This window comes from Luteibacter anthropi (assembly GCF_023699965.1).
GTDB lineage: Bacteria > Pseudomonadota > Gammaproteobacteria > Xanthomonadales > Rhodanobacteraceae > Luteibacter > Luteibacter anthropi.
Map to the genome: position 1 here is coordinate 2,411,470 of NZ_CP077072.1, position 20,168 is coordinate 2,431,637.

17 protein-coding genes are annotated in these 20,168 nt (G+C 63.9%); 6 read left to right on the top strand and 11 right to left on the bottom strand.

Annotated elements, in window-relative coordinates; all coding sequences use genetic code 11:
- Nucleotides 1-27: 27 nt before the first annotated feature.
- The 7 genes from KR767_RS10585 to KR767_RS10615 form a co-directional block, all read right to left on the bottom strand.
- Nucleotides 28-879, bottom strand: a complete 852-nt coding sequence (locus KR767_RS10585) for a symmetrical bis(5'-nucleosyl)-tetraphosphatase (RefSeq protein ID WP_166947362.1) — start codon at nucleotides 877-879, stop codon at nucleotides 28-30.
- A 48-nt stretch (nucleotides 880-927) separates the two neighbouring features.
- Nucleotides 928-1,311 carry a Co2+/Mg2+ efflux protein ApaG gene (gene apaG, locus KR767_RS10590; RefSeq protein ID WP_166947363.1) on the bottom strand — a complete coding sequence of 128 codons (384 nt, stop codon included), beginning with the start codon at nucleotides 1,309-1,311 and terminating at the stop codon, nucleotides 928-930.
- Nucleotides 1,312-1,363: 52 nt separating this feature from the next.
- Nucleotides 1,364-2,143 (bottom strand): 16S rRNA (adenine(1518)-N(6)/adenine(1519)-N(6))-dimethyltransferase RsmA, encoded by a 780-nt coding sequence (rsmA, locus tag KR767_RS10595; protein ID WP_166947364.1) that lies wholly within the window; start codon nucleotides 2,141-2,143, stop codon nucleotides 1,364-1,366.
- Nucleotides 2,140-3,135 (bottom strand): 4-hydroxythreonine-4-phosphate dehydrogenase PdxA, encoded by a 996-nt coding sequence (gene pdxA / locus KR767_RS10600; protein WP_250879080.1) that lies wholly within the window; start codon nucleotides 3,133-3,135, stop codon nucleotides 2,140-2,142. The genes rsmA and pdxA overlap by 4 nt, the downstream gene beginning before the upstream one ends.
- Nucleotides 3,136-3,141: 6 nt before the next feature.
- On the bottom strand, nucleotides 3,142-4,518 hold the full coding sequence (locus KR767_RS10605) for a peptidylprolyl isomerase (RefSeq protein ID WP_250879081.1): 1,377 nt from the start codon (nucleotides 4,516-4,518) through the stop codon (nucleotides 3,142-3,144).
- A gap of 31 nt (nucleotides 4,519-4,549) precedes the next feature.
- Nucleotides 4,550-7,075, bottom strand: a complete 2,526-nt coding sequence (locus KR767_RS10610; RefSeq protein ID WP_250879082.1) for an LPS-assembly protein LptD — start codon at nucleotides 7,073-7,075, stop codon at nucleotides 4,550-4,552.
- Nucleotides 7,076-7,223: 148 nt separating this feature from the next.
- Entirely contained in the window at nucleotides 7,224-7,784 is a 561-nt protein-coding gene (locus tag KR767_RS10615) for a cob(I)yrinic acid a,c-diamide adenosyltransferase (protein WP_250879083.1), read from the bottom strand.
- Between the two features lie 84 nt (nucleotides 7,785-7,868).
- Here KR767_RS10615 and ubiH point away from each other — a divergent pair, with 84 nt between their 5' ends.
- The 3 genes from ubiH to KR767_RS10630 all read left to right on the top strand — a co-directional run bounded on the left by ubiH (nucleotide 7,869) and on the right by KR767_RS10630 (nucleotide 11,316).
- Nucleotides 7,869-9,077, top strand: a complete 1,209-nt coding sequence (ubiH, locus tag KR767_RS10620; protein WP_250879084.1) for a 2-octaprenyl-6-methoxyphenyl hydroxylase — start codon at nucleotides 7,869-7,871, stop codon at nucleotides 9,075-9,077.
- A complete protein-coding gene (locus tag KR767_RS10625; protein WP_250879085.1) occupies nucleotides 9,074-10,279 on the top strand; it encodes a UbiH/UbiF/VisC/COQ6 family ubiquinone biosynthesis hydroxylase in 1,206 nt (401 codons plus the stop codon). The genes ubiH and KR767_RS10625 overlap by 4 nt, the downstream gene beginning before the upstream one ends.
- Before the next feature lie 242 nt (nucleotides 10,280-10,521).
- Nucleotides 10,522-11,316: a dienelactone hydrolase family protein gene (locus KR767_RS10630; protein WP_250879086.1), complete on the top strand. Its 795-nt coding sequence runs from the start codon at nucleotides 10,522-10,524 to the stop codon at nucleotides 11,314-11,316.
- 205 nt (nucleotides 11,317-11,521) lie between these two features.
- Here KR767_RS10630 and KR767_RS10635 read toward each other — a convergent pair whose 3' ends face one another.
- On the bottom strand, nucleotides 11,522-12,520 hold the full coding sequence (locus KR767_RS10635) for a polyprenyl synthetase family protein (RefSeq protein WP_166947371.1): 999 nt from the start codon (nucleotides 12,518-12,520) through the stop codon (nucleotides 11,522-11,524).
- 134 nt (nucleotides 12,521-12,654) lie between these two features.
- Between KR767_RS10635 and KR767_RS10640 the strand changes: the two genes are divergently transcribed.
- Nucleotides 12,655-13,851, top strand: a complete 1,197-nt coding sequence (locus KR767_RS10640; protein ID WP_250879087.1) for an MFS transporter — start codon at nucleotides 12,655-12,657, stop codon at nucleotides 13,849-13,851.
- A 171-nt stretch (nucleotides 13,852-14,022) separates the two neighbouring features.
- Nucleotides 14,023-14,643: a single-stranded DNA-binding protein gene (gene ssb / locus KR767_RS10645; RefSeq protein WP_250879088.1), complete on the top strand. Its 621-nt coding sequence runs from the start codon at nucleotides 14,023-14,025 to the stop codon at nucleotides 14,641-14,643.
- Nucleotides 14,644-14,774: 131 nt separating this feature from the next.
- Here the strand turns inward: ssb and KR767_RS10650 are convergent, their stop codons facing one another.
- The 3 genes from KR767_RS10650 to maiA all read right to left on the bottom strand — a co-directional run bounded on the left by KR767_RS10650 (nucleotide 14,775) and on the right by maiA (nucleotide 18,346).
- Nucleotides 14,775-15,944 (bottom strand): Fic family protein, encoded by a 1,170-nt coding sequence (locus tag KR767_RS10650; protein ID WP_250879089.1) that lies wholly within the window; start codon nucleotides 15,942-15,944, stop codon nucleotides 14,775-14,777.
- A gap of 143 nt (nucleotides 15,945-16,087) precedes the next feature.
- Nucleotides 16,088-17,293 (bottom strand): Fic family protein, encoded by a 1,206-nt coding sequence (locus KR767_RS10655; protein WP_250879090.1) that lies wholly within the window; start codon nucleotides 17,291-17,293, stop codon nucleotides 16,088-16,090.
- Nucleotides 17,294-17,701: 408 nt separating this feature from the next.
- On the bottom strand, nucleotides 17,702-18,346 hold the full coding sequence (gene maiA, locus KR767_RS10660; RefSeq protein WP_250879091.1) for a maleylacetoacetate isomerase: 645 nt from the start codon (nucleotides 18,344-18,346) through the stop codon (nucleotides 17,702-17,704).
- A 439-nt stretch (nucleotides 18,347-18,785) separates the two neighbouring features.
- Here maiA and KR767_RS10665 point away from each other — a divergent pair, with 439 nt between their 5' ends.
- Nucleotides 18,786-19,898 (top strand): agmatine deiminase family protein, encoded by a 1,113-nt coding sequence (locus KR767_RS10665; protein WP_250879092.1) that lies wholly within the window; start codon nucleotides 18,786-18,788, stop codon nucleotides 19,896-19,898.
- The last annotated feature ends 270 nt before the right edge of the window (nucleotides 19,899-20,168 follow it).

The window sequence follows — 20,168 nt, forward strand, 5'->3', positions numbered from 1 at the left end:
ACGCTCCACGCGCGACCCGGGTCATACTCAATCCCCGCCACCCTTCGGCTTCTGCCGGTGCGGTTCGGCCTGTACGGTGACGTACTCCGGCTCTTCGCTATCCAGCCGCAACGCCGTGAGCTGCCCACCCCATACACAGCCCGTATCGATGGCATACACGCCAAGCCCGGCAAAACGCCCCAGGGCCGACCAATGCCCGCAGACGATCTTCGTTTCGCGCCGGCGCATGCCCGGCACTTCGAACCACGGATACATCCCCGGTTTCTGCGTGCCAGGGGTGCCTTTGCCTTCGAAATCGATCCGCCCGTTGACGTCGCAGTAACGCATGCGGGTCAGCGTATTGATGCTGGCGCGATGGCGCTCGACACCTTGCAAGCGGTTGTTCCAGCCCGGGGGACGATTGCCGAACAGGTTCTTCAGCAGACGCTGATAACGCGGGCCGCTGAGCTCGCGTTCCACCTCCATCGCGGCGCGCTGTGCCTGACGCAACGTCCAGCTCGGCGCCATGCCGGCATGGATCATCGTCCAGCCCAGGGCTTCGTCATGATGCAGCAGCTTCTGCATCCGCAACCATTCGAGCAGCACGGGCGCATCGTCGGCGAACAGTACCTCGCGCAGCTCGGCATTGACGCGAGCCTGCGCATCCTCGCGGCGCTGACCGATCGCCAGCAGCGAGAGATCGTGATTGCCCAGCGTGATGACACTCTGCTCGCGCAGCGAATGGATGAGACGCAGCGTGGCGAGGGACTCGCCGCCGCGGTTCACCAGATCGCCACAGAACCAGAGGCGGTCGTTCGCCGGGTCGAAACGGATCTTCTCCAGCAGGCGCTGGAGCTCGGGATAACAACCCTGGACGTCACCGATTGCGTAAACGGCCATCAGTCGAGTCGCTCCATGGCGTGGTATGTGCTTTCCATGGATGCTTTCCTAATGCAGCGTACGCGGGATCGACAGGACGAAGGCGGGGATCTTCGCGTCGAAATGGGTGCCGTCGTCGGCGATCATGCGGTAGCTGCCTTCCATCGTGCCGACGGAGGTTTCCAGGACCGCCCCCGAGGTGTACTCGTACGAATCGCCCGGACGCATCCAGGGCTGTTCGCCGACGACGCCGTCGCCGCGCACTTCCTCGACCTTGCCATTGGCATCCGTGATGACCCAGTGACGGGTCATCAACTGCGCGCCGGTGTCGCCGATGTTGCGCAAGGTGATCGTGTAGGCGAACACATAGCGGTTATCGGCCGGCTGCGACTGGTCGGGGACGAAGCGGGTTTCGACCTCCACGTCGATCGTGTAGGGATTCTTGGAATTCATGCACCGATTGTCCGGGACGGGGGAGAGGCGGGCAAGCCCGCCTTTCGTCCGTTCAGATGGCGTTGGCGAGGGTGACGAAATCGCCGGGAGCCAGTGTTTCGGCGCGGGCACGCGGATCGATGCCCAGATCGCGGATCGTGGCCTCGTCCACCAGGCCTTTCAACGTGTTCGAAAGGGTTTTGCGACGCATGGCAAATGCAGCCTTCACCACCGTGTGGATTTTTGCCGGATCGCCCTTGGGCAGCTGTTCCGGCGGCAGGGGCACCAGACGCACCACGGCCGAATCCACCTTCGGCGGCGGGCGGAAGGCGCCCGGTGGCACCGTGAACAGCGGCGTTACCTTGCAGGCCAGCTGCAACATGACACTGAGGCGCCCGTAGACCTTGCTGCCTGGCTCGGCGGCCATGCGGTCCACGACTTCCTTCTGCAGCATGAAATGCATGTCCTGGATGGCGGACGCATGCTCGACGCAGTGGAAGAGGATAGGGCTGGAAATGTAATAAGGCAGGTTGCCGGCAACGCGCAGGCGCTCCGCGCCCAGTTCGCGCGCGAGTGCCGTAAAATCGACCTTCAGTACGTCGGAATGCACGATGCGCAGCTCGCCGATGGCGGCGGCGCGTTCCTGCAGGCCCGGAATCAGGTCGGTGTCCAGCTCGATTGCCGTCATCTTCTTCGCGACGGCGAGCAGCGGCATGGTCATCGCACCTTCGCCCGGACCGATCTCGACGACGGTGTCACCGTCCTTCGGGGCGATAGACGTCACGATGCGGTCGATATAACGCTTGTCGTGCAGGAAGTGCTGGCCGAAACTTTTCTTGGGTCGTGCGTTCATGCGAGGGCCCCGCGACGGGCGAGGTCGATGGCAAGCAGGGTCGCGGCGAACAGGCTGGCGGGATCCGCCCGGCCGCTGCCGGCCAGGTCGAGTGCCGTGCCGTGATCGACGGACGTGCGGATGAAAGGGAGTCCGAGCGTGACGTTCACCGTGCGGTCGAACGCCTCGCTCTTGAGTACGGGTAGCGCCTGGTCGTGATACATGGCCAGCACGGCGTCGTAGCGCTCGCGCATGGCGGGGACGAAGGCCGTATCGGCGGGCAGCGGGCCGAGCAGCTCCATGCCCTCGCCGCGCAGGCGCTCAAGCAGGGGGATGATGGTGTCCAGCTCTTCGCGCCCCATATGGCCGCCTTCGCCCGCATGGGGGTTAAGACCCAGCACGGCGATGCGCGGCGTCGCGATGCCGAAACGGACGACCAGCGCATCACGCACGATGCGCAGGGTGCGTTCCAGCAAGGGTGCGGTCACCGCCGATGGCACGGCCGACAGCGGCAGGTGGGTGGTGGCAAGCGTCACCCGCAGCTCGGGGCTGGCAAGCATCATCACGACCTCGGCGCCTGCGCGTTCGGCGAAGAACTCGGTGTGACCGCTGAAGGGGATACCGGCTTCGTTGATGCTGGCTTTCTGTACCGGCCCCGTGACCACGGCATCGAAGCTGCCATCGAGACAGCCTTCGGCAGCGAGTGCCAGCATATCGAGCACGTGTCGCGCGTTGGCCGGATCGGGCTGCCCGAAGTGCTCGGCTGTACCTAGCGGCACGTGACGCACACGAATGCTGCCGGCGGCACGTTGCGTCAGGCGGGCGCCGTCGTCATCGAGAATATGGAGGGACAGGCCGCATATCGCGGCGGCCCGTTCGAGCAGGCCGCGATCGGTGATCGCGACGAGGTCGGCAGGAAGGTCGCTTGCCGCAAGCTGGGCAAGCAACTCGGGACCGACCCCGGCAGGCTCACCGGCGGTGACGGCGAGCCGTGGCAGGGTGGTCGCGTTCATATCGGTTTACGGCGTGCTGGCAGAGGCCTGCTTGTCGTCCGGTGCTTTCAGCTCCGGTACGCGGATGTCCACGAACGACTGCGAGCGCAGGTCACGCAGGAAGTTGTCGTAGGCGGCGTCGGCCTTGCGGTTGCCGATGGTCTGGCGGGCCTGGTCGCGCTGGAGCTGATCGGTGAGATCGCTCTGGCGGGTGCCCAGGCGCTGCAGGATGATCCAGCCGGCGTCGGTCTGGATGGGATGCGAGACCTCGTTGTCCTTCAGCTGGTCGATGCTGTTCGCGATGGCGGCGCCCCAGGCGTCCTTAGCAAACCAGCCCATGTCGCCGCCGCTGTTCGCCGTGGTGTTGTCCTTGGAGTCGTCCTTGGCGATCTTGGCGAAGTCTTCGTGCTTGTCGACCACGCGGGTGTAGATGTCCTGTGCCTTCTTCTCGGCCTGTTCCGGGGTGACGATTTCGGACGGCTTGATGAGGATCTGGCGTGCGTGATACTCGGTGACCACCTGGCGGCCCGGAGCGCGGGTGTCCACCAGCTTCAGGATGTGGAAACCGGTGGGGCCACGCAGGGCGCCGGTGGTCTCGCCCGGCTTCAGGCTGGACACGGCATCGGCGAAGGCCGGCGGCACTTCGTCGAGACGACGCCAGCCGAGATCGCCGCCGTCCAGGGCATCCTGGGCATCGGAGAAGCGGATGGCCGCGGCGTTGAAGTCCATGCCGCCCTTGATCGCCTTGAGGGCTTCCTCGGCCTTGGCCTGGGCGGCCGCGATGTCGGCGGCGCTGCCGTTGGAAGGCGTGCCGATCTGGATGTGGGCCAGATGCACTTCGCCCGCTTTGTAGCTCGGGCTGGCGAGGAGGTTGTTCACTTCGGAATCGGTGACCGAGACCTGGTCGCGCACGATGCTCTCGTGGAGCTTCTGGGCGATGATCTGGTCGGACAGCTGCTGGCGGAATGCCGCGAAGCTATAGCCGTCCTGTTGCACGGCGACACGCAGCTGGTCCGGGGTCATCTTGTTCTGCTGGGCCACGTTGGCCACGGCCTGGTCGACATCCTGGTCGGAGACCTTGATGTTCTGGTCGTTGGCCTTGGAGACCTGCAGCTTCATCAGGATGAGGCGGTCGAGCACCTGGCGGGCCAGGATGTCCTTGGGCGGCAGCTGCTCCGGGTTGGAGGCGTACTGGCGCACGATGGCATTGATGGCCTCGTTCAGCTCGCTCTGCAGGATGACGTCGTCTTCCACCACCGCGACGATGCGGTCGAGTGAACCGTTGCCGACATCGGCACTACCCGGCGTGGCCGGCTGGGCGGCCGGCAGGAGCTGGGCGTGCGCGGACGGGACGGCCACCAGGATGGAGGCGGCGAGCAGGGAGTAGGCGAGGATCTGCTTCATCGGGTAAGGGTGCCCGGGGCCATTGCCCCACTTATTGATAGCCAAGGATAGCACGGCGCAGGTACTGGCCCGATTGCGGGTTCAGCGAGCCCAGGCCCTTGAATTCCACCTCGAACATGATCGCGTTCGCCGTGGAACGGGTGTAATCGTGTACGTAATGGCGGCCGAGCAGGCGGAAGGCCGCGCAGCAGCTGTCGTACTCGATGCCCACCGCGGCGTCCAGGGTGCGGTGCGAATAGGTAAAGGTGTTGAACGTGGCGCCGTTGTATGTGACCGGAACGATGTCGCGTCGGGCGAAGACCCAGCGGGCCAGCGCACGCCAGCGCTCGGACACGGGGTAGACCACGGACGTGTCGAATTGTTCCATCACGTTGCGGCGGTAACGATACGAGAAGTTGACGATGCCGTCGCCCTTGATCCGTCGCTGGATCTGGACGGTGGCCAGGTCGGTATCGCGACCCTGATCGAAGCTCTGGTTCTGAAGGTTGGGGTAGGGGCTGATTTTCTTGTTCGGATTCCACTGGTAGGAGCTGTTCAGGCGCCAGTTGTCATTGAATTGCATGCTCATCTGGGCCACGTAATCGGATTTCTCGAACGTGGTAGGGGTGATATACGGGTAGGCCTGTACCTTCTGGTCGGAGAAGTAATGAATCTGACCGATACTGGCCGAGAAGCGTTCGACACCATGGTCGTCGAGCAGGCGAGTGGTGAGGGCGGCCGTCAGGTTGTTCGCATCCATCTGCCGGTCTGCGCCAGAGAACCGGTTGGTGGTGAACAGCTGCCAGAAATCGAACGACATCTCGTTGGTATCGAATAGTGGCAGGTTGTTCTGGTTGCGATAGGGCACGTACAGGTAGTACAGGCGTGGCTCAAGCGTTTGCGTGTAGCTGGTACCGAACAAGTTCGTCTGGCGGTCGAAGATCAGGCCCGTATCAAGGCTGGCAATGGGAAGTGATCGTGATGGGGTTCGCTGGGTGTAATTGAACTTCTGGTAATCGCTGTCCAGCTGGTAACCGGTGTATCGATACTCAAGGCGCGGGCGGACGAACCACGACGCCCCCGAAAAATCAGCCGACACGAATGGCGCGATATCCAGGCGGTTGCCATCCACCTGGCCGGGCACCTGCGGGTTGGATGAGATCGGCGTCGGATCGAGCTTGCGGAAAGCTACCGCTTCGGTATTTACCCCGAAATCCAGCCAGTTGTTGGCAGGCGCATCCACGTTGAACGTGGCACGTGGCCAGCGACGATAGGGCACTACGTAATTCGGCAGCCCCGCATCGACGTTCTGGTAATCGTCCACGCCAAGCGACGCATTCCAGTATTTGCCACCCTTGCTCACATAGGCACTGGATGTCAGCAGCCCGATCGCGGAGGAATACAGGTCGTTGCTGAAATCGCGGAAGTACTGGTTGTCCGAGGCGTGGTTGATATTCGCCCCGAAATGGAAGCCGTCGCCCAGGTCGGTCGAGTTCGTGACCTGAATCAGGTAACGCTGCTTGGAGCCATCACGATCGCTGGTATGGCTGATGTCCTGGTCCGGGCCCTTGTCATTGGCCATGTACTGGAAATAGACCGTGCCATTCGACTTAGGAAGCAGGTAACGGAACTCGCCGCCCAGCATGAAACCTCGGTCGGAGTAGTAGCGCGGATCGATCGTGGCATCGTAGTTCGGCGCCAGATTCAGGTAATACGGCGTGGACAGGTAGATGCCCGAGTAGCTCGATGAGCCGAACGTCGGGTACAGGAAACCGCTCTTGCGACGATCATCCAGCGGGAACGTGAAATACGGCAGGTACATGAACGGCACGTTCTTGAAACGCATCGTTGCATTCCGCGCCACGCCGACGCCGGTTTCCTTGTTGAGGTTCAGCGTCTTGGCGCGGAAGTCCCACATGTGGCTGCCGACGTCGCAGGTGGAGTACGTGGCCATGCGGAAACGGCCGTGTTGCGGGTCGAGCACGGTGGCGTGCTCGGCCACGCCATTGCCGCGCGACTGCAGCAGCTGGTAACGGACATTCTCGGCCTCGCCTTCGTTGGGCGTGGTGGTGCCCGTCATGCGGTCGGCGGAGACCAGCATGCCGGCCTCCTGGTAGCGCACGTTGCCTTCGGCGTCGTACGCCGTGGAGTCGGAGTTATAGGTGACATCGTCGGCGCGCATGACCTGGTCCGCGCGTTCGAGACGGACACCGCCGGTCATGTGGTAGACGTTGGGCTCGGGACTTTCAACCTTGACGCCGCTCTTGCCGCCGTCGTCGATGCCGGAATGGACATCGGTGGCCGCGGTGGCACGCAAGGTCGTGTCCTTGGTGATCTCGGGCTCATAGAAGCCCAGCATGGCGTTCGGCCGGCACATGGCATAGCTGAGTGGCCGCGGCGGACAAATGAAGGAGCCCAGCGGACAGTTCGCCACCGGGGCCTGCGTGGAGCCGGCCTGGATGACATTGCTGTTCTTGGGAGTCTTGGCCTGCACGCCGACAGCGGTGCCAGCGATGACGAGGGCGACGGCGGTCGCCAGCAGGCGGCGTTGAGGCAGGATGCTGATGCGTGACGTCACGGGCTCGGTCTTATCCGTTCGAAAGGGCGCCAAAGTAGCAGAATCGTCGCATCGGCCGCACGCTGGCGCGCCCCCCTGGCGCAACGTCCCCTGCGGCCTCATGGCCCGGAAGGCCAATTCGACGCTGCGAGCTTACATCGTCCCGCGATCAGCCGCGTGGACGTCGTTCATGTTGCCAGAGGGTTTCGCCATGACCGCTGCGTCGTGCCAGCACGCGCGCGAGCACGAAGAGCAGGTCGGACAGCCTGTTCAGGTAGCGGATGGCCTCGGGGCGCACGTCCTCGAGGCGGGACAGCGCGACGGTTTCGCGTTCAGCGCGGCGGCAGATCGTCCGCGCCAGTTGGCATGATGCGGCGGCCATGCCGCCTCCGGGCAGGATGAAATCCTTCAGGGCCGGCAGGTCGGCGTTGAAGTCATCCAGCACGGCCTCCAGCCGGTCGATGTCGGCGCCCTGGATCATGACCATACCGGGGATGCACAGCTCCCCGCCCAGGTCGAAGAGCTCGTGCTGGAGCTGGAGCAGGACCTCGCGGACATCGGCGTCCACGCCATCGGTGGCCACGACCATGCCGATGGCGCTGTTCAGCTCGTCCACGGTGCCATAGGCCGCCACCCGCAAGGAGTCCTTGCCGGTGCGGCTGCCGTCGCCCAGGCCGGTGGTGCCGTCATCGCCTGTGCGGGTATAGATTTTCGTCAGTCGGTTGCCCATGGCAGTGATTCTATCGGGCGCCCGGTGACTGCGGCAGGCGGACGCAGTACCGGCGCCTTCACCGGGCGGCGTTATCATCACGGCATGACTTCCCCAGATCCCATCCTGATCGTCGGCGGCGGCCTGGTCGGCGCCAGTCTTGCCATCGCACTCGATACCGCCGGCATCCCGGCCGTGCTCGTGGAGGCCGCCGCGCCCCGCGTGGACGACCAGCCCAGCTACGACGAGCGCAACCTGGCCCTGGCCCGTGCCACGGTGAACGGCCTCAAGGCCATCGGTGTGTGGGAGTTCGCCGAAGCGCGCGCCACGCCCATCGTTCATATTCATACGAGCCGTGCCGGTGACTTCGGCAGCGTGCGCATGGACGCGGCGGACGAAGGCGTAGATGCCCTGGGTTGGACCCTGCCGGCTCGCGAACTTGGTGCAGCATTGCTGCGGCGTCTTGATCGTTGCCGCCTGCTCACCCGTCTGGCCCCGGCCCGCGTGGAGCGGATCGAGCCGGTCGAAAATGGCTGGCGCGTGGTCATGACCACGCCCGAAGGCAGCGTGGAGCGCACGACGCCCCTGCTGGTGGGCGCCGACGGCACCACCTCGGGCGTCCGCACGCAGCTCGGCATCGGCACGCGTGATCATGACTACGAGCAGGCCCTCTTCGTCAGCACCATGACACCGGAGCGCGATCCGCGCGGCCGGGCCTACGAGCGCTTCACCAACGAGGGGCCCGTGGCGGTGCTGCCGCTGGCGGACCGCCGGATCGGCATGGTTCTCACGGTCGATGCCGACCGGGCGGACGAAGTGGCGGCGATGGACGACGCAGCCTTCGTCGCCTTCGCCCAGGAACGCTTCGGCTGGCGCCTCGGCCGGTTGTCGCGGCCTGGCAAGCGTTCTCCTTATCCCATCCGCCGTGTAGCGGCCGAGGCGCTGGTCGGAACGCGCGCCGTGCTGGTCGGCAACGCCGCGCAGACCGTGCATCCCATCGGTGCACAGGGCTTCAACCTGGGCCTGCGTGACGCCCTGACCCTGGCCGAACTGGTCACCGACGCATCCGACGTGGGTGCCGCAAGCCTGCTCGGCGAGTACGCCAGCCGCCGCAAAGCCGATCGCGAAGGCACCATGGCGATGAGTCATGGCCTGGTTCGTCTGGCCTGTCTCGACCAGCCTCTGCTGAGCCCGGTCCGCTCCCTTGCGATGCTGGCCCTCGACCGCATTCCGCCGCTGCGCCATGCGATGAGTCGCCGGGGCATGGGCTTCCGCGCCCATGCACCCTTCGCCGTGAGGGAGACCACACCATGAACGACTGGAAGGAATCCCCGCGCCGTCGCAGCGGCCTGCTCGACGTCGCCATCGTGGGCGGCGGCATGGTCGGTGCCACCGCTGCATTGACGCTTGCCCGCGCAGGCTTTGCCGTGGCGCTGGTCGATGCGAAGGAACCTGCGCCATGGTCCGCGGCCGACGAACCCGACCTGCGTGTGGTCGGCCTGGCCCCGTCGTCCATTGCATTGCTCGATCAGCTCGGCGTGTGGTCGCGCATTCGCGACGCCCGTGCATCGGCCTACGAGCGCATGGTGGTATGGGACGCCGAGAACGGCGCCACCGTTCGTTTCGATGCGGCCGATGACGGGCGCGATGTCCTCGGCTACATCGTCGAAAACAATCTCGTGCAGGCCATGCTGTGGCATGCGCTGGACGATGCCGGCGTCCGTCGCATCGTTCCTGGCGAAGTCGTGGCTTACGCCGGGCGCGAAGATCGTGCACAGCTGGATCTCGCCGATGGTCAGGTGCTTGCCGCACGCCTTGTCGTAGCTGCCGATGGTGCCGATTCCGCGCTACGTGGGATGGCAGGCATCGGCACGCATGGCCGGGATTACGGCCAGCGTGGTGTCGTGGCACACGTGGCAACCGAGCGTCCCCACGAGCGCACTGCTTGGCAGCGTTTCCTGCCTACCGGGCCCCTGGCCTTCCTGCCGATGGCGGACGGTCGCTGCTCCATCGTCTGGTCGCTGCCCGAAGACGAGGCCCAGCGCGTGCTGGCGCTCGACGACGACAGCTTTCGTGCCGAACTGGGCGTCGCCAGTGACTTCCGCCTGGGGCCCATTGGCGCGATGACGCGTCGCGTGGGTTTCCCGCTGCGCCTGAAGCTGGCCGACCGCTATGAATCCGGCCGCCTCGTGCTGCTCGGCGACGCCGCGCACACCGTGCATCCGCTGGCCGGGCAAGGCGTGAATCTCGGCCTGCGCGATGTGACGGAGTTGCGCGACACCCTCGTTGCCGCGCGCGACGCCGGCCGCGATATCGCCGCCACGCACGTGCTCCGCCGCTACGCACGCCGTCGTCGCAGCGCCGATGGTCTGGACGCCTGGTCGTTCGACACGCTGAAACGTATCTACGCCTGTAAGGCCGCACCTCTGGTGGCCGCCCGAGGCGCAGGCATCCGCCTGCTGGAATGCCTCGCGCCCATAAAACGCCGCCTCACCCGCCACGCCTCCGGCCTGTAGGACCCGCCTCATGCGCCCCGGCAGACTCCGCCACCTCCTGTAGGAGCGCGCCTCGCGCGCGACCGGATGGGAGACAACGCTGAACACCTTCCGCCCCGTCAGCCCCGTCAGCCCCGTCCGCTCAGGCGCGAACCATCGCACCCCTCATTGCCCGGCATATCCATCCGGTCCGGTGCTTCCTGACGCTGGTCGCGCGCGAGGCGCGCTCCTACACTCGGGCCTCTTCCCAGGGAGGTTTACCGATGCGCCTTTCGTTGCTCGCCTTATCCCTACTGCTGCTCGGCTGCGCCGGCAGCGTGCAGGCCGAAGTCGTCGCCAAGCCCGTCCAGTGGACGGAGCAGGGCGTCACCTACAAGAGCTTTCTCGTCTACGACGATGCCGTGAAAACCAAACGCCCCGGCCTCGTCATGGTGCCGAACTGGTTCGGCGTGAACGACAATGCCATCGCCAAGGCCAAGGACATCGCCGGCAAGGACTACGTCATCCTGCTTACCGACATGTATGGCGAGAAAGTGCGTCCGAAGAACGCCGACGAAGCAGGTGAAGCCGTGAAACCGCTGTACGCGGATCGCAAGATCATGCGCAATCACGTGACGCGTGCCTTGCAGGAACTGAAGGCCCAGGAAAAGAACGCACCCATCGATCCGACGAAGCTTGCGGCCATCGGTTTCTGTTTTGGTGGTTCGGCCGTGCTCGACCTTGCGCGTACCGGTGCCGATATCGCCGCGGTGGTGAGTTTCCACGGCCTGCTAAGCACCGACGACAAGCTGCCCAGTGATATTCATGCCGCCGTGCTGGCGCTCAATGGCGCGGACGACCAAGGCGTGCCGCCGGAGCAGCGCCAGGCATTCGAGAAGGAAATGACCACGGCAAAGGCCGACTGGGTGTCCGCCGATTTCGGCAACACGGTGCATTGTTTTACGGAAAAAGAAGCTACCGATACGACAGGTAACTGTCGTTACAACGGCAAGACGGCCAAGCGGGCGTATGGCGCGATGCGCGCGTGGCTGGACGAGGCGTTTGCCGCGAAGCATTGAGAGAGTGGTCGCGCGCAGGGCGCGGTATCGTGCGGCATGTTGGGTCATCGGTCGCGCGCAAGGCGCGCTCCTACAAGGCAACGAGGCCCATGTAGGAGCGCGCCTCGCGCGCGACAGCCAACGAAGCGAAGAAGCGCAGGCAGATCACATCCGCGATTAACCCACAAAGCGAGGGAAGCGAAAAACCCAACCGCTTCCCCATCGATCAGAACCGCCGCTCCACCGAATAATCGGCCAACGCCAGCAACGCATCCCGATGCGCCGAAGCCGGCAACACCGACAGCGCATCCTTGGCCGCGCGCGCGTGCGCCGTGGCCTTCTCGTGAGTGCGCTCAAGCGCACCCGAATCGCGAATGGACGCCACGATCCGGTCCAGCGAATCCAGCCCGCCATGCTCGATCGCATGACGCAGCGACTTCAGCTGCTCGGCATCCGCCGACTGCATCGCATAAATGAGCGGCAGCGTCGGCTTGCCCTCGGCCAGGTCGTCACCGATGTTCTTGCCCAGTGTCTCCGCATCCGACACGTAATCGAGCAGGTCGTCGGCAATCTGGAAGGCATAACCCAGCTCCATGCCGTAGCGACGAAGCGCCGCCGTCTGCGTATCGTCCAGCCCCCCAAGCACGCCACCCAACTCGGTGGCGGCCGCGAAGAGCACGGCCGTCTTGCGCTCGATCACGGCCAGATAGGCGGCTTCATCCACGTCGGCATTGCCGATATTGAGCAACTGCAACACCTCGCCCTCGGCGATGGTGTTGGTGGTATCCGCCAAGATGCGCATGATCCGCATATCGTCCAGCTCAACCATCAGCTGGAACGACCGCGAATAGAGGAAGTCACCCACCAGCACGCTCGCCGCATTGCCCCACAGGGCGTTTGCCGTCTTGCGGCCGCGACGCATGTCGGATTCGTCCACCACGTCGTCGTGCAGCAGCGTGGAGGTGTGGATGAACTCGATGATGGCGGCGAGCTTCGCGTGCTCCTTGCCCTGGTAGCCGGCGGCGCCGGCCGCGAGCACATGGAGCATGGGGCGCAGGCGCTTGCCGCCACCGGCGATGATGTGGTCGGCGATGCGGTTGATCAGCACCACGTCGGACGCCAGGCGGCTGCGGATCAGGGCGTCGACCTGCGCCATGTCGTCGGCGGCGAGGGCGCGGACGCCTGCGAAATCGAGGGTGGTCTGGCTTTCGGCGAGGGAGTGCATGGTGCCCGTTATGGTGTGTGCGGCAAATCAGCCCACATTATAGGCATGAGCCCGTGCCGGGACGGTTCACTGGCCGACGATCCGTATAATCGAAGTCCGTTGTCGCCCTGGTGCGCCGTCTCCGGAACCCTTCGGTGAGCAAACTCAGCCCCCTCGAACTGCGTAGCGCCATCACACTGGCTGCGGTGATCAGCCTCCGCCTGTTCGGCCTGTTCCTCATCCTGCCCGTCTTTTCCGTTTATGCGCGCAGCATGCCTGATGCCACGCCGTGGCTGATCGGCGTGGCCCTGGGCGTCTACGGCATCGGCCAGATGTGCCTGCAGGTGCCGCTGGGCCTGCTCTCCGATCGCATCGGCCGCAAGCCGGCCATCACCCTGGGCCTGCTCGTCTTCGCCGTCGGTGGCATCGTGGCTGCCTGCTCGCACACCCTGGCCGGCATTGCCCTGGGCCGGGCCCTGCAAGGCATGGGCGCCGTGGCTGGTGCCGGCAGCGCGCTGGTGGCCGACCTCACGCGTGAAGACCGTCGAAGCAAGGCCATGGGCATCATTGGCGTCTCCATCGGCATGTCTTTCCTGCTGGCGCTGGTGCTCGGCCCGCCGCTGGAAGCCGTCTCCGGCCTCGGTGGCCTGTTCGGCCTTACCTCCGTGTTGGCCCTGCTGGCCATGATCCTGCTGTGGTTCGTGGTGCCTGCGCCCGAGATCCAGCGCGCCAGCGGCGGGAGCACCTGGCGCGACCTGCGGGTGATGTTCCTCGACCCGCAGATGTTGCTGCTCAACGGCTCGGTGTTCTTCCTGCATGCCCTGCTCACGGCCAGCTTCGTGGGCCTGCCCATCCTGCTCACCGACACCTGGAAGCTCGCGGTCTCCGACCAGTGGATGCTCTACCTTCCGGTGATGCTGGTCGCCGCGCTGGTGATGGGCGGCCTGCTGCCGCGCATGCGCGAAGTGGGGCAGAGCATGCGGATGATCGTGGCCTGCGTCCTCGCCCTGGGCGTGGCCCTGGCTGGCATGGCCGTCACCGCCAGCCACATCGTCTTCCTGGGCGCCGCCGCCACGCTGTTCTTCTCCGCCTTCAACCTGCTGGAGGCGGCGCTACCCAGTCTCGTCTCCCGCCTGGCCCCCGCGCCTTTGCGTGGTGCGGCCATGGGCGCCTACTCGTCGAGCCAGTTCTTCGGCGCCTTCGTGGGCGGCGCCCTGGGCGGCGTGGCGCTGGGCCAGCTTGGCGTGCAGGGCGTGTTCGTGGCCGCCGCCATCGCCACCCTGGCCTGGCTGCCGCTGGCCCTGTGGGGCACCCGGCGCATCGCTGGCGCGGCCGCGCAGGCGCTGGGCTAGGCCGGGAAGCCGCCCACGCCAACGGCCGGGCGAAACCTGTTTGATCCGGAGCCGGGCATCGCCCAAACTACACGGTCCGACCTGTTCGCCGCCCAAGGGCGTTCGCGGGACATCGGCAGCGCCCCCGGCCACGGGCCACGGGGCCAAAGACACGTATTACGAGGGAATTCCATGGCACGCGGCATCAACAAGGTCATCATCGTCGGCAACCTCGGCGCGGACCCCGAAGTCCGTTACACCGGCAGCGGCACGGCGATCACCTCGCTGCGCATCGCCACGTCCGAAAGCTGGACCGACAAGCAGAGCGGCGAACGCCAGGACCGCACCGAATGGCATCGCGTCAAGCTGTTCGGCAAGCTGGCGGAGATCGCCGGCGAGTACCTGAAGAAGGGCCGTCAGGTCTACATCGAAGGTTCGCTGCGCACCGACAAGTACACCGACAAGGACGGCGTCGAGCGCTTCAGCACCGACATCGTCGCCAACGAGATGCAGATGCTCGGCGGCCAGGGCGGTGGTGGTGAAGGTGGCGGCGGCTTCGGCGGCGGCCAGGGCGCCTCGCGCCCGCAGCAGTCGCGCGGCGGCCAGCAGGGCGGCGGCAACTTCGGCGGCGGTGCCGGCGGTGGCGGCAACAACTGGAGCGGCGGCGGCAACCAGCGCAGCGGCGGCGGTGGCGGCAACTTCGGTGGCGGCCAGGGCGGCGGCGATTACGGCCAGCAGCGTGGTGGCAATCAACCGCAGCGGTCTGCACCGCCGGTCAATGAAGGGTTTGATGACGACGATATTCCGTTCTGAGGCGTACTCGCCTCTAACGTGATTTGAAAACAAAGACACAGCCTCGCCATTTCGAGGCTGTGTTTTTTTATACGCGGAAAAACTTCGGTGACTGTGAAACTGACGAAAGACAGACGTTCTCTTTTGTCCCTCTACGGTAGTTCCAATCGCCTAAGAATCTGCGTGGCATAAAAGACGCGGTCCCGCTTACCTTTGGGCTCAGCGAGAATCTCCCGCTCTACAAGCAGGCCGATAGCATCGTTTGCCGTCGGGAAGCTCACCCCGAGTTGTGCAGCGGCTTCCTTGACGGTAATCACCGGTCGTCCCAACAACAGCTGTGGGAAGCGGCGAGCAGCTGCGTTGCTCCTGAGATCGGACAGACTCTGAACCCACTGATCATGGATGGCATTGAGATCCGCTGCCACGGCGATGGATGCCCTGGCTGACTGCGCGATCGCGTCGCAGAACATGATGCCCCAGGTGTCCCACTGTCCTTTGAGTTGAACACCCGCCAGTGCATCAAAGTAGGCGCGGCGGTAACGCGCCAGATATCCGGATAGATACAAGGGCGGGTAGCCTTCGGCCGCCATCATCAATGGAAGGATCAGACGCCCTACGCGACCATTGCCGTCGGCGAATGGGTGAATCGTTTCGAATTGGGCATGGGCGATGGCCATTTGCGCCACGATGGATATTGTCGTCATTTCATCGTCGCGCGGCTGGTACTGGAGCATTGAGGATTCCAGTTCCTGCATGCAGCCGGATACGACGGCCGGAGGAGGCGGCACGAAGGTGGCATCTTCCAGACGACCGCTTCCGATCCAGGCCTGGGTCGTGCGGAAGTGCCCGGGCGTGAGTTCTTCCCTTGCACCGTCCAACAGGACGGCATGCATTCGCTTGATCAGGTCGAGCGTGATGCCTTGGCGCCCGGGATGTTCGCGAAGGGAGCCCAGACCTTCTTCCAGGGCCTGCACGTAGCGCTCCACTTCGGGGGCATCGGGTGCCTTGCCATCCGCGCCCTGCGTCACCTCGTATTCGAACAGGTCGGGTAGCTGGGTTCGGGTGCCTTCGATCTGGGAGCTGAGCACCGCTTCGCGGCGGGACAAGGTCCGGGTGATCGGGTCGGCATTGGGCAGCGTTGCCGCCGCTGTCCGCAGGGCGCCCAAGGCCTCGTGTGCCTCGTTGAGCCGCCTGAGGAGCAGCGGTATGGTGCCGGGCAGCTTTCGAGGCGTTGGTGGTGGAACCATGGCCCAGCAGTGCGGGTGGTCCTCAAGCTTGACCAGGAACGGTTGGCGATCGCGGCTGACGTCAGTTCGGCGCATGGCGCCATCCTTTAATAAGATCAAGGCTTATTAAAGGTTAGCACCTTAAACTTTAATAGTGTTGGTTGCTATTAAAGGTTAGGGCAGCCGGCCCTGTCCTCCTTTAAGCCGGCCGGATGAGCAGGCAATTTGGCCTTCATGGGCTAGCGAGGTCGCCCGGCTTCTATCCACTGGAGCGTGCGCTCCTCCGATAGCCGATATCGCGCGCTGTTGTACGGCTGCATGGAATCAAGACGCTCGTTCAGCAACGCCCTGAAAGTGTCCGCGTCTGAGGGCTCCAGATGAAGTGCCTGAAGAGCAGCCTCCAGCGGTTTGCCTACGCCCACAATCATGCCGATAGCCGATATCAACTCACTACGAAAGCGAAGGGCCGTCTGATCCACGCCACTCGCGGCCTGAAGGATCGCCTTGTATCGCTTGATGGAGCGTCGGTAAGTCCACTCGAAAAGATCGGTGGCTGCACTGAAATCATTGAACTCGTAGATGCCCATCACGGCCCGCGCGTAATCGCCGCGGTCTACGTCCATGAAGGCGAGTGGCGAGCAGTTGTACAGCGTGAGGGGAATGTTCGCCGAGATGCGGCTCGTTCGCTTGTTGCCGTCGATGAACGGCTGAAGGTAGGCGATGTGCGTCCACAGGAAGTAGGCCGCTTCAATCGGCTGGACGATAAGACGGGCCTTGTAGGCGATGGCGGCGAAAAGCTCGTCGATCACCTGGGGCGATTGAAGGGGGATGAAGGTGGTTCCCGTGATGAATACGGGCGTGCTGCGGATATCCCCCAGTTGTTCATCCGGGATGAGGTTTTCCATCAGCAGCGCATGGATATTGCGCATCGTTGATGTGGTGAGACCGCGCATCGGGCCGTCATCGACAAGGAATTCGATGGCGCGCTTGTGGTTCAGAAGCATCACGGCATCCATGTCCGTGTCGGTGGCGTTCTGTTTGAAAAGGCGTTCCGTGTCGAGCATGGAATAGGTGTTTCCCTCCAGCCTGGATGATGACCAGGAGAGATCGACGAGCAGTTGTTCCAATACCTTTCGTGCGTAGGTGCCTGCGGGTTGCTGATCGGGCAGCCGGCCTTCCTGCAGAAGGTCGTCGGCGAGCATTTTTGGCAGAAGCCACGTGACGCCCGGGACGTAGTTGTCGAGCAGTGTCCGGTTGTACGCGACGGGATCGCGGGCCATGAGGGGTGCGGCCAGCTTTTTCAGCAGGCGGCTCGCCGCCGGTGACCATGCGATGCTGCTGTAGGGAGCTGCTTCCTGCCTGACTCCGCCCGGAGGCGCGTGCATCACCTCCGGGGCATGGGCATAGGCGAGTGAATAGCGAGTGCTACGCGCCCGGCCTTCCACGACCACTTTCCCTGCGGCTACCAGTCGGGTGAGGTGGCGTCGCGCCGTGGATTCGGAAACGGTGGCTTTCCCTGCGACCTCGAGCGCGGAAGCTCGTGGTGTACCGTCAGCTGTCAGTTCCTCCAGTGCCTGAAGTACGGCGGTCTCCTGTATGGCCATGGCTGCTCTCCGGGCAATGAAGTGACGATTTGACGGGATTCCTGGATACTCCGCCAAAATGACGCGATAAGCTCATCATCCCGTCAATATGGCGGGATTTCAAGTCTATGCCTTCAAATTGACGGGATTTCGACGGAATTCTCGCCCTTTCCAACGGAGATGACGGCGGAAACCCGCTTTCGCTTCTTGCCCGGAAGGGGCCGTCACACCAAGGGCGCCTCGGGAAGCCTCACGTCGGGGAAACCAATGTCACCGCACATACCCCGGACGTCGGGACGGATGGGCATCACGGAACGCGGGCAGCTCGAAGCAGCGTGCCGTGAGCGTCGCGACTTGCGGGTAGTCCGTGACATCGAGGTCATAAAGCTCGGCAGTGATGATCTGCCCGGCGATGCATATATCGGCGATACCCGGTGCGTCGCCCAGTGCAAAGGGCGACGCAGGACGATGCCCGAGCAGGCGTTCATACGTGGCGAGCCCTTCGGCTGCCCAGTGCCTGCACCACGCCACAATCGCGGCGTTGTCTGCATTGAATGCATGGGCGAGATGATTGCGCACGCGCGGCACGACGAGGGGATGGGCATCCGCGACGGAGACGAGCGCCAGTGAGCGTGCATAGGCACGTTCCTCGGGGTTGTCCGGGAGCAAGCGCGGCTCCGGATGAATCTCGTCGAGGTACTCCATGATCGCCATTGACTGGAACAGGCGATGGCCGTTGTGGATGAAGGTGGGCACGACATGTTCCGCATTGAGCGCTGCATACTCCGGATCGAACTGCTGCCCGGAGAGGATGTCGACTTCGATTTCTTCGCAGGGGATGTTCTTCAAGGCAAGCGCCACACGAACGCGGAAGGCAGCGTTCGAGCGCCAGAAGCCGTAAAGCTGGGTAGTCATGGATGAGCCTCGTCGGGAAGTGTGCGGTGTCCTTCCAGTGATCCGCATGCCGGGCGATCGGGCAGGCTTCGCCGTACCCGGCAGGATGTGTCGGGTCGTCGCGGGGCATCTGTATCGCTGGGCAGGCGATGGTCGTCCGGGCATGATGCGACTCATGAATTGCAATTGCAACTGTCGTGCATCGCCTTCGCCAGACGCGAGCAAAACGATCACGCACCATCGGCCCTTATACACGCAACCCGCACGCGAAAACCCATCTCACCGCACTGGGTTCCAGCGTTCGCTGGAACGACGGGTGGCGCGTTGATCTGGCAGTCAGCGCGGGGTGATTAGGCTTGCTTTGCCCTTATTGCCTGATAATTTTTATTATTATTTATTGGCAATTCGGGACTACAGTGTTGTGTGCTGATGCACGCACGGGTCATCACGAGATATCGCCATGTCTACGCGCAGAGATTTTATTAAGAAGGCTTCCCTGGCCGCTGGTGCCGGGTTGCTGGTTTCCCATGGGCTGCGCGTTAATGCAGCGACGGCATCCGGAAAATGGTGGATGCCCGATGAGCACCTTCCGCAGGAGCGGGTATTCCTTGCCTATGCGGCGTCGCGTTCGGTGTGGAAAGATTTCGCCGAGGATGTCAACAGCACGGTGGCGTTGCTGGCGCGAACCATTGCGCGATACCAGCCAGTGACTGTGCTTTGCCGTGAAGACCAGGAGGACGATGCCCGCGAGGAATGCGGGTCGGGAAATATCGATTATCTACCGATGCCGGTGGACGATATCTGGATACGCGACTACGGCGGTTGTTTCGTCCGGAATGCCGATGGCGATCTTGGTCTGGTGGACTTCAACTTCAACGGCTGGGGCGGCAAGCAGAAGCATGCGCGGGATGCGCAGGTTGCAGGCGCACTAAGCCATGAGTTGAAAGTGGACTACATGCGCAGCCTCGTGACTGGCGAGGGTGGTGGCATCGAGGTTGATGGGCATGGCACGGCGATCATGACGGAGAGCTGCTGGTTGAATCCCAATCGCAACCCGGGCATGAGCCGCGCGCAGATCGAGGCGGAGCTGAAAGCGCGGCTTGGGTTGCGGAAGATCATCTGGTTGCCGGGCATCCGGGATGAGGACATCACCGATGCGCATGTGGATTTCTATGCACGGTTTGTGCGGCCGGGCGTGGTGATTGCCAATCTGGACAACGATCCGGAGTCGTATGACTACGATGTCACCCGGAAGCATTTGCAGATACTCAAGTCAGCGACGGATGCCGATGGCAAGCGGCTGGAGGTGCATGCGTTGCCGCCGCCGCTGGAGATCCGGGATAGCGAATTCTCCGAGGATGATTCGACGTTTGCGGCGGGGTATATCAATTTCCTTCCGATCAATGGTGCGGTGATTGCGCCGCAGTTCGGGGACGGGAAGGCGGACCGGTATTGCTGGACGCTGCTTGCTTCGTTGTATCCGGGGCGGGAGGTGGTGCAGGTGAATATTGATCCGATTGCTTCGGGTGGTGGTGGGATACATTGCGTGACGAAGAACATGCCTCGGGTTTAATGATGGATGCATGAAAAAGCCCCGGGAGACCGGCGCTTTCTTTTCCAGAGAGGAAGCCGATGGGGCGTGGGGTTGAAACCGATTGCATCGCGCTGGGTTCCTGCGTACGCAGGAACGACGTGAGGGGGCTTGCAGCGCACCGTAAGGAAGCTTGCAGCATGGTGCGGAAGCTAGCAGCCTGGTGCGGGAGCTTGCAGCATGGTGCGAAAGCTAGCAGCTCGTCGTTCCAGCGAAAGCTGGAACCCAGCGCCTCGGTTTGCCAGGAAGCAT

Excerpts from the sequence above, each read along its gene's own strand:
- KR767_RS10585 (WP_166947362.1), bottom strand. The coding sequence starts at position 879 with ATGGCCGTTTACGCAATCGGTGACGTCCAGGGTTGTTATCCCGAGCTC.
- apaG (WP_166947363.1), bottom strand. The coding sequence starts at position 1,311 with ATGAATTCCAAGAATCCCTACACGATCGACGTGGAGGTCGAAACCCGC.
- rsmA (WP_166947364.1), bottom strand. The coding sequence starts at position 2,143 with ATGAACGCACGACCCAAGAAAAGTTTCGGCCAGCACTTCCTGCACGAC.
- pdxA (WP_250879080.1), bottom strand. The coding sequence starts at position 3,135 with ATGAACGCGACCACCCTGCCACGGCTCGCCGTCACCGCCGGTGAGCCT.
- KR767_RS10605 (WP_250879081.1), bottom strand. The coding sequence starts at position 4,518 with ATGAAGCAGATCCTCGCCTACTCCCTGCTCGCCGCCTCCATCCTGGTG.
- KR767_RS10615 (WP_250879083.1), bottom strand. The coding sequence starts at position 7,784 with ATGGGCAACCGACTGACGAAAATCTATACCCGCACAGGCGATGACGGC.
- ubiH (WP_250879084.1), top strand. The coding sequence starts at position 7,869 with ATGACTTCCCCAGATCCCATCCTGATCGTCGGCGGCGGCCTGGTCGGC.
- KR767_RS10625 (WP_250879085.1), top strand. The coding sequence starts at position 9,074 with ATGAACGACTGGAAGGAATCCCCGCGCCGTCGCAGCGGCCTGCTCGAC.
- KR767_RS10630 (WP_250879086.1), top strand. The coding sequence starts at position 10,522 with ATGCGCCTTTCGTTGCTCGCCTTATCCCTACTGCTGCTCGGCTGCGCC.
- KR767_RS10635 (WP_166947371.1), bottom strand. The coding sequence starts at position 12,520 with ATGCACTCCCTCGCCGAAAGCCAGACCACCCTCGATTTCGCAGGCGTC.
- ssb (WP_250879088.1), top strand. The coding sequence starts at position 14,023 with ATGGCACGCGGCATCAACAAGGTCATCATCGTCGGCAACCTCGGCGCG.
- KR767_RS10650 (WP_250879089.1), bottom strand. The coding sequence starts at position 15,944 with ATGCGCCGAACTGACGTCAGCCGCGATCGCCAACCGTTCCTGGTCAAG.
- maiA (WP_250879091.1), bottom strand. The coding sequence starts at position 18,346 with ATGACTACCCAGCTTTACGGCTTCTGGCGCTCGAACGCTGCCTTCCGC.
- KR767_RS10665 (WP_250879092.1), top strand. The coding sequence starts at position 18,786 with ATGTCTACGCGCAGAGATTTTATTAAGAAGGCTTCCCTGGCCGCTGGT.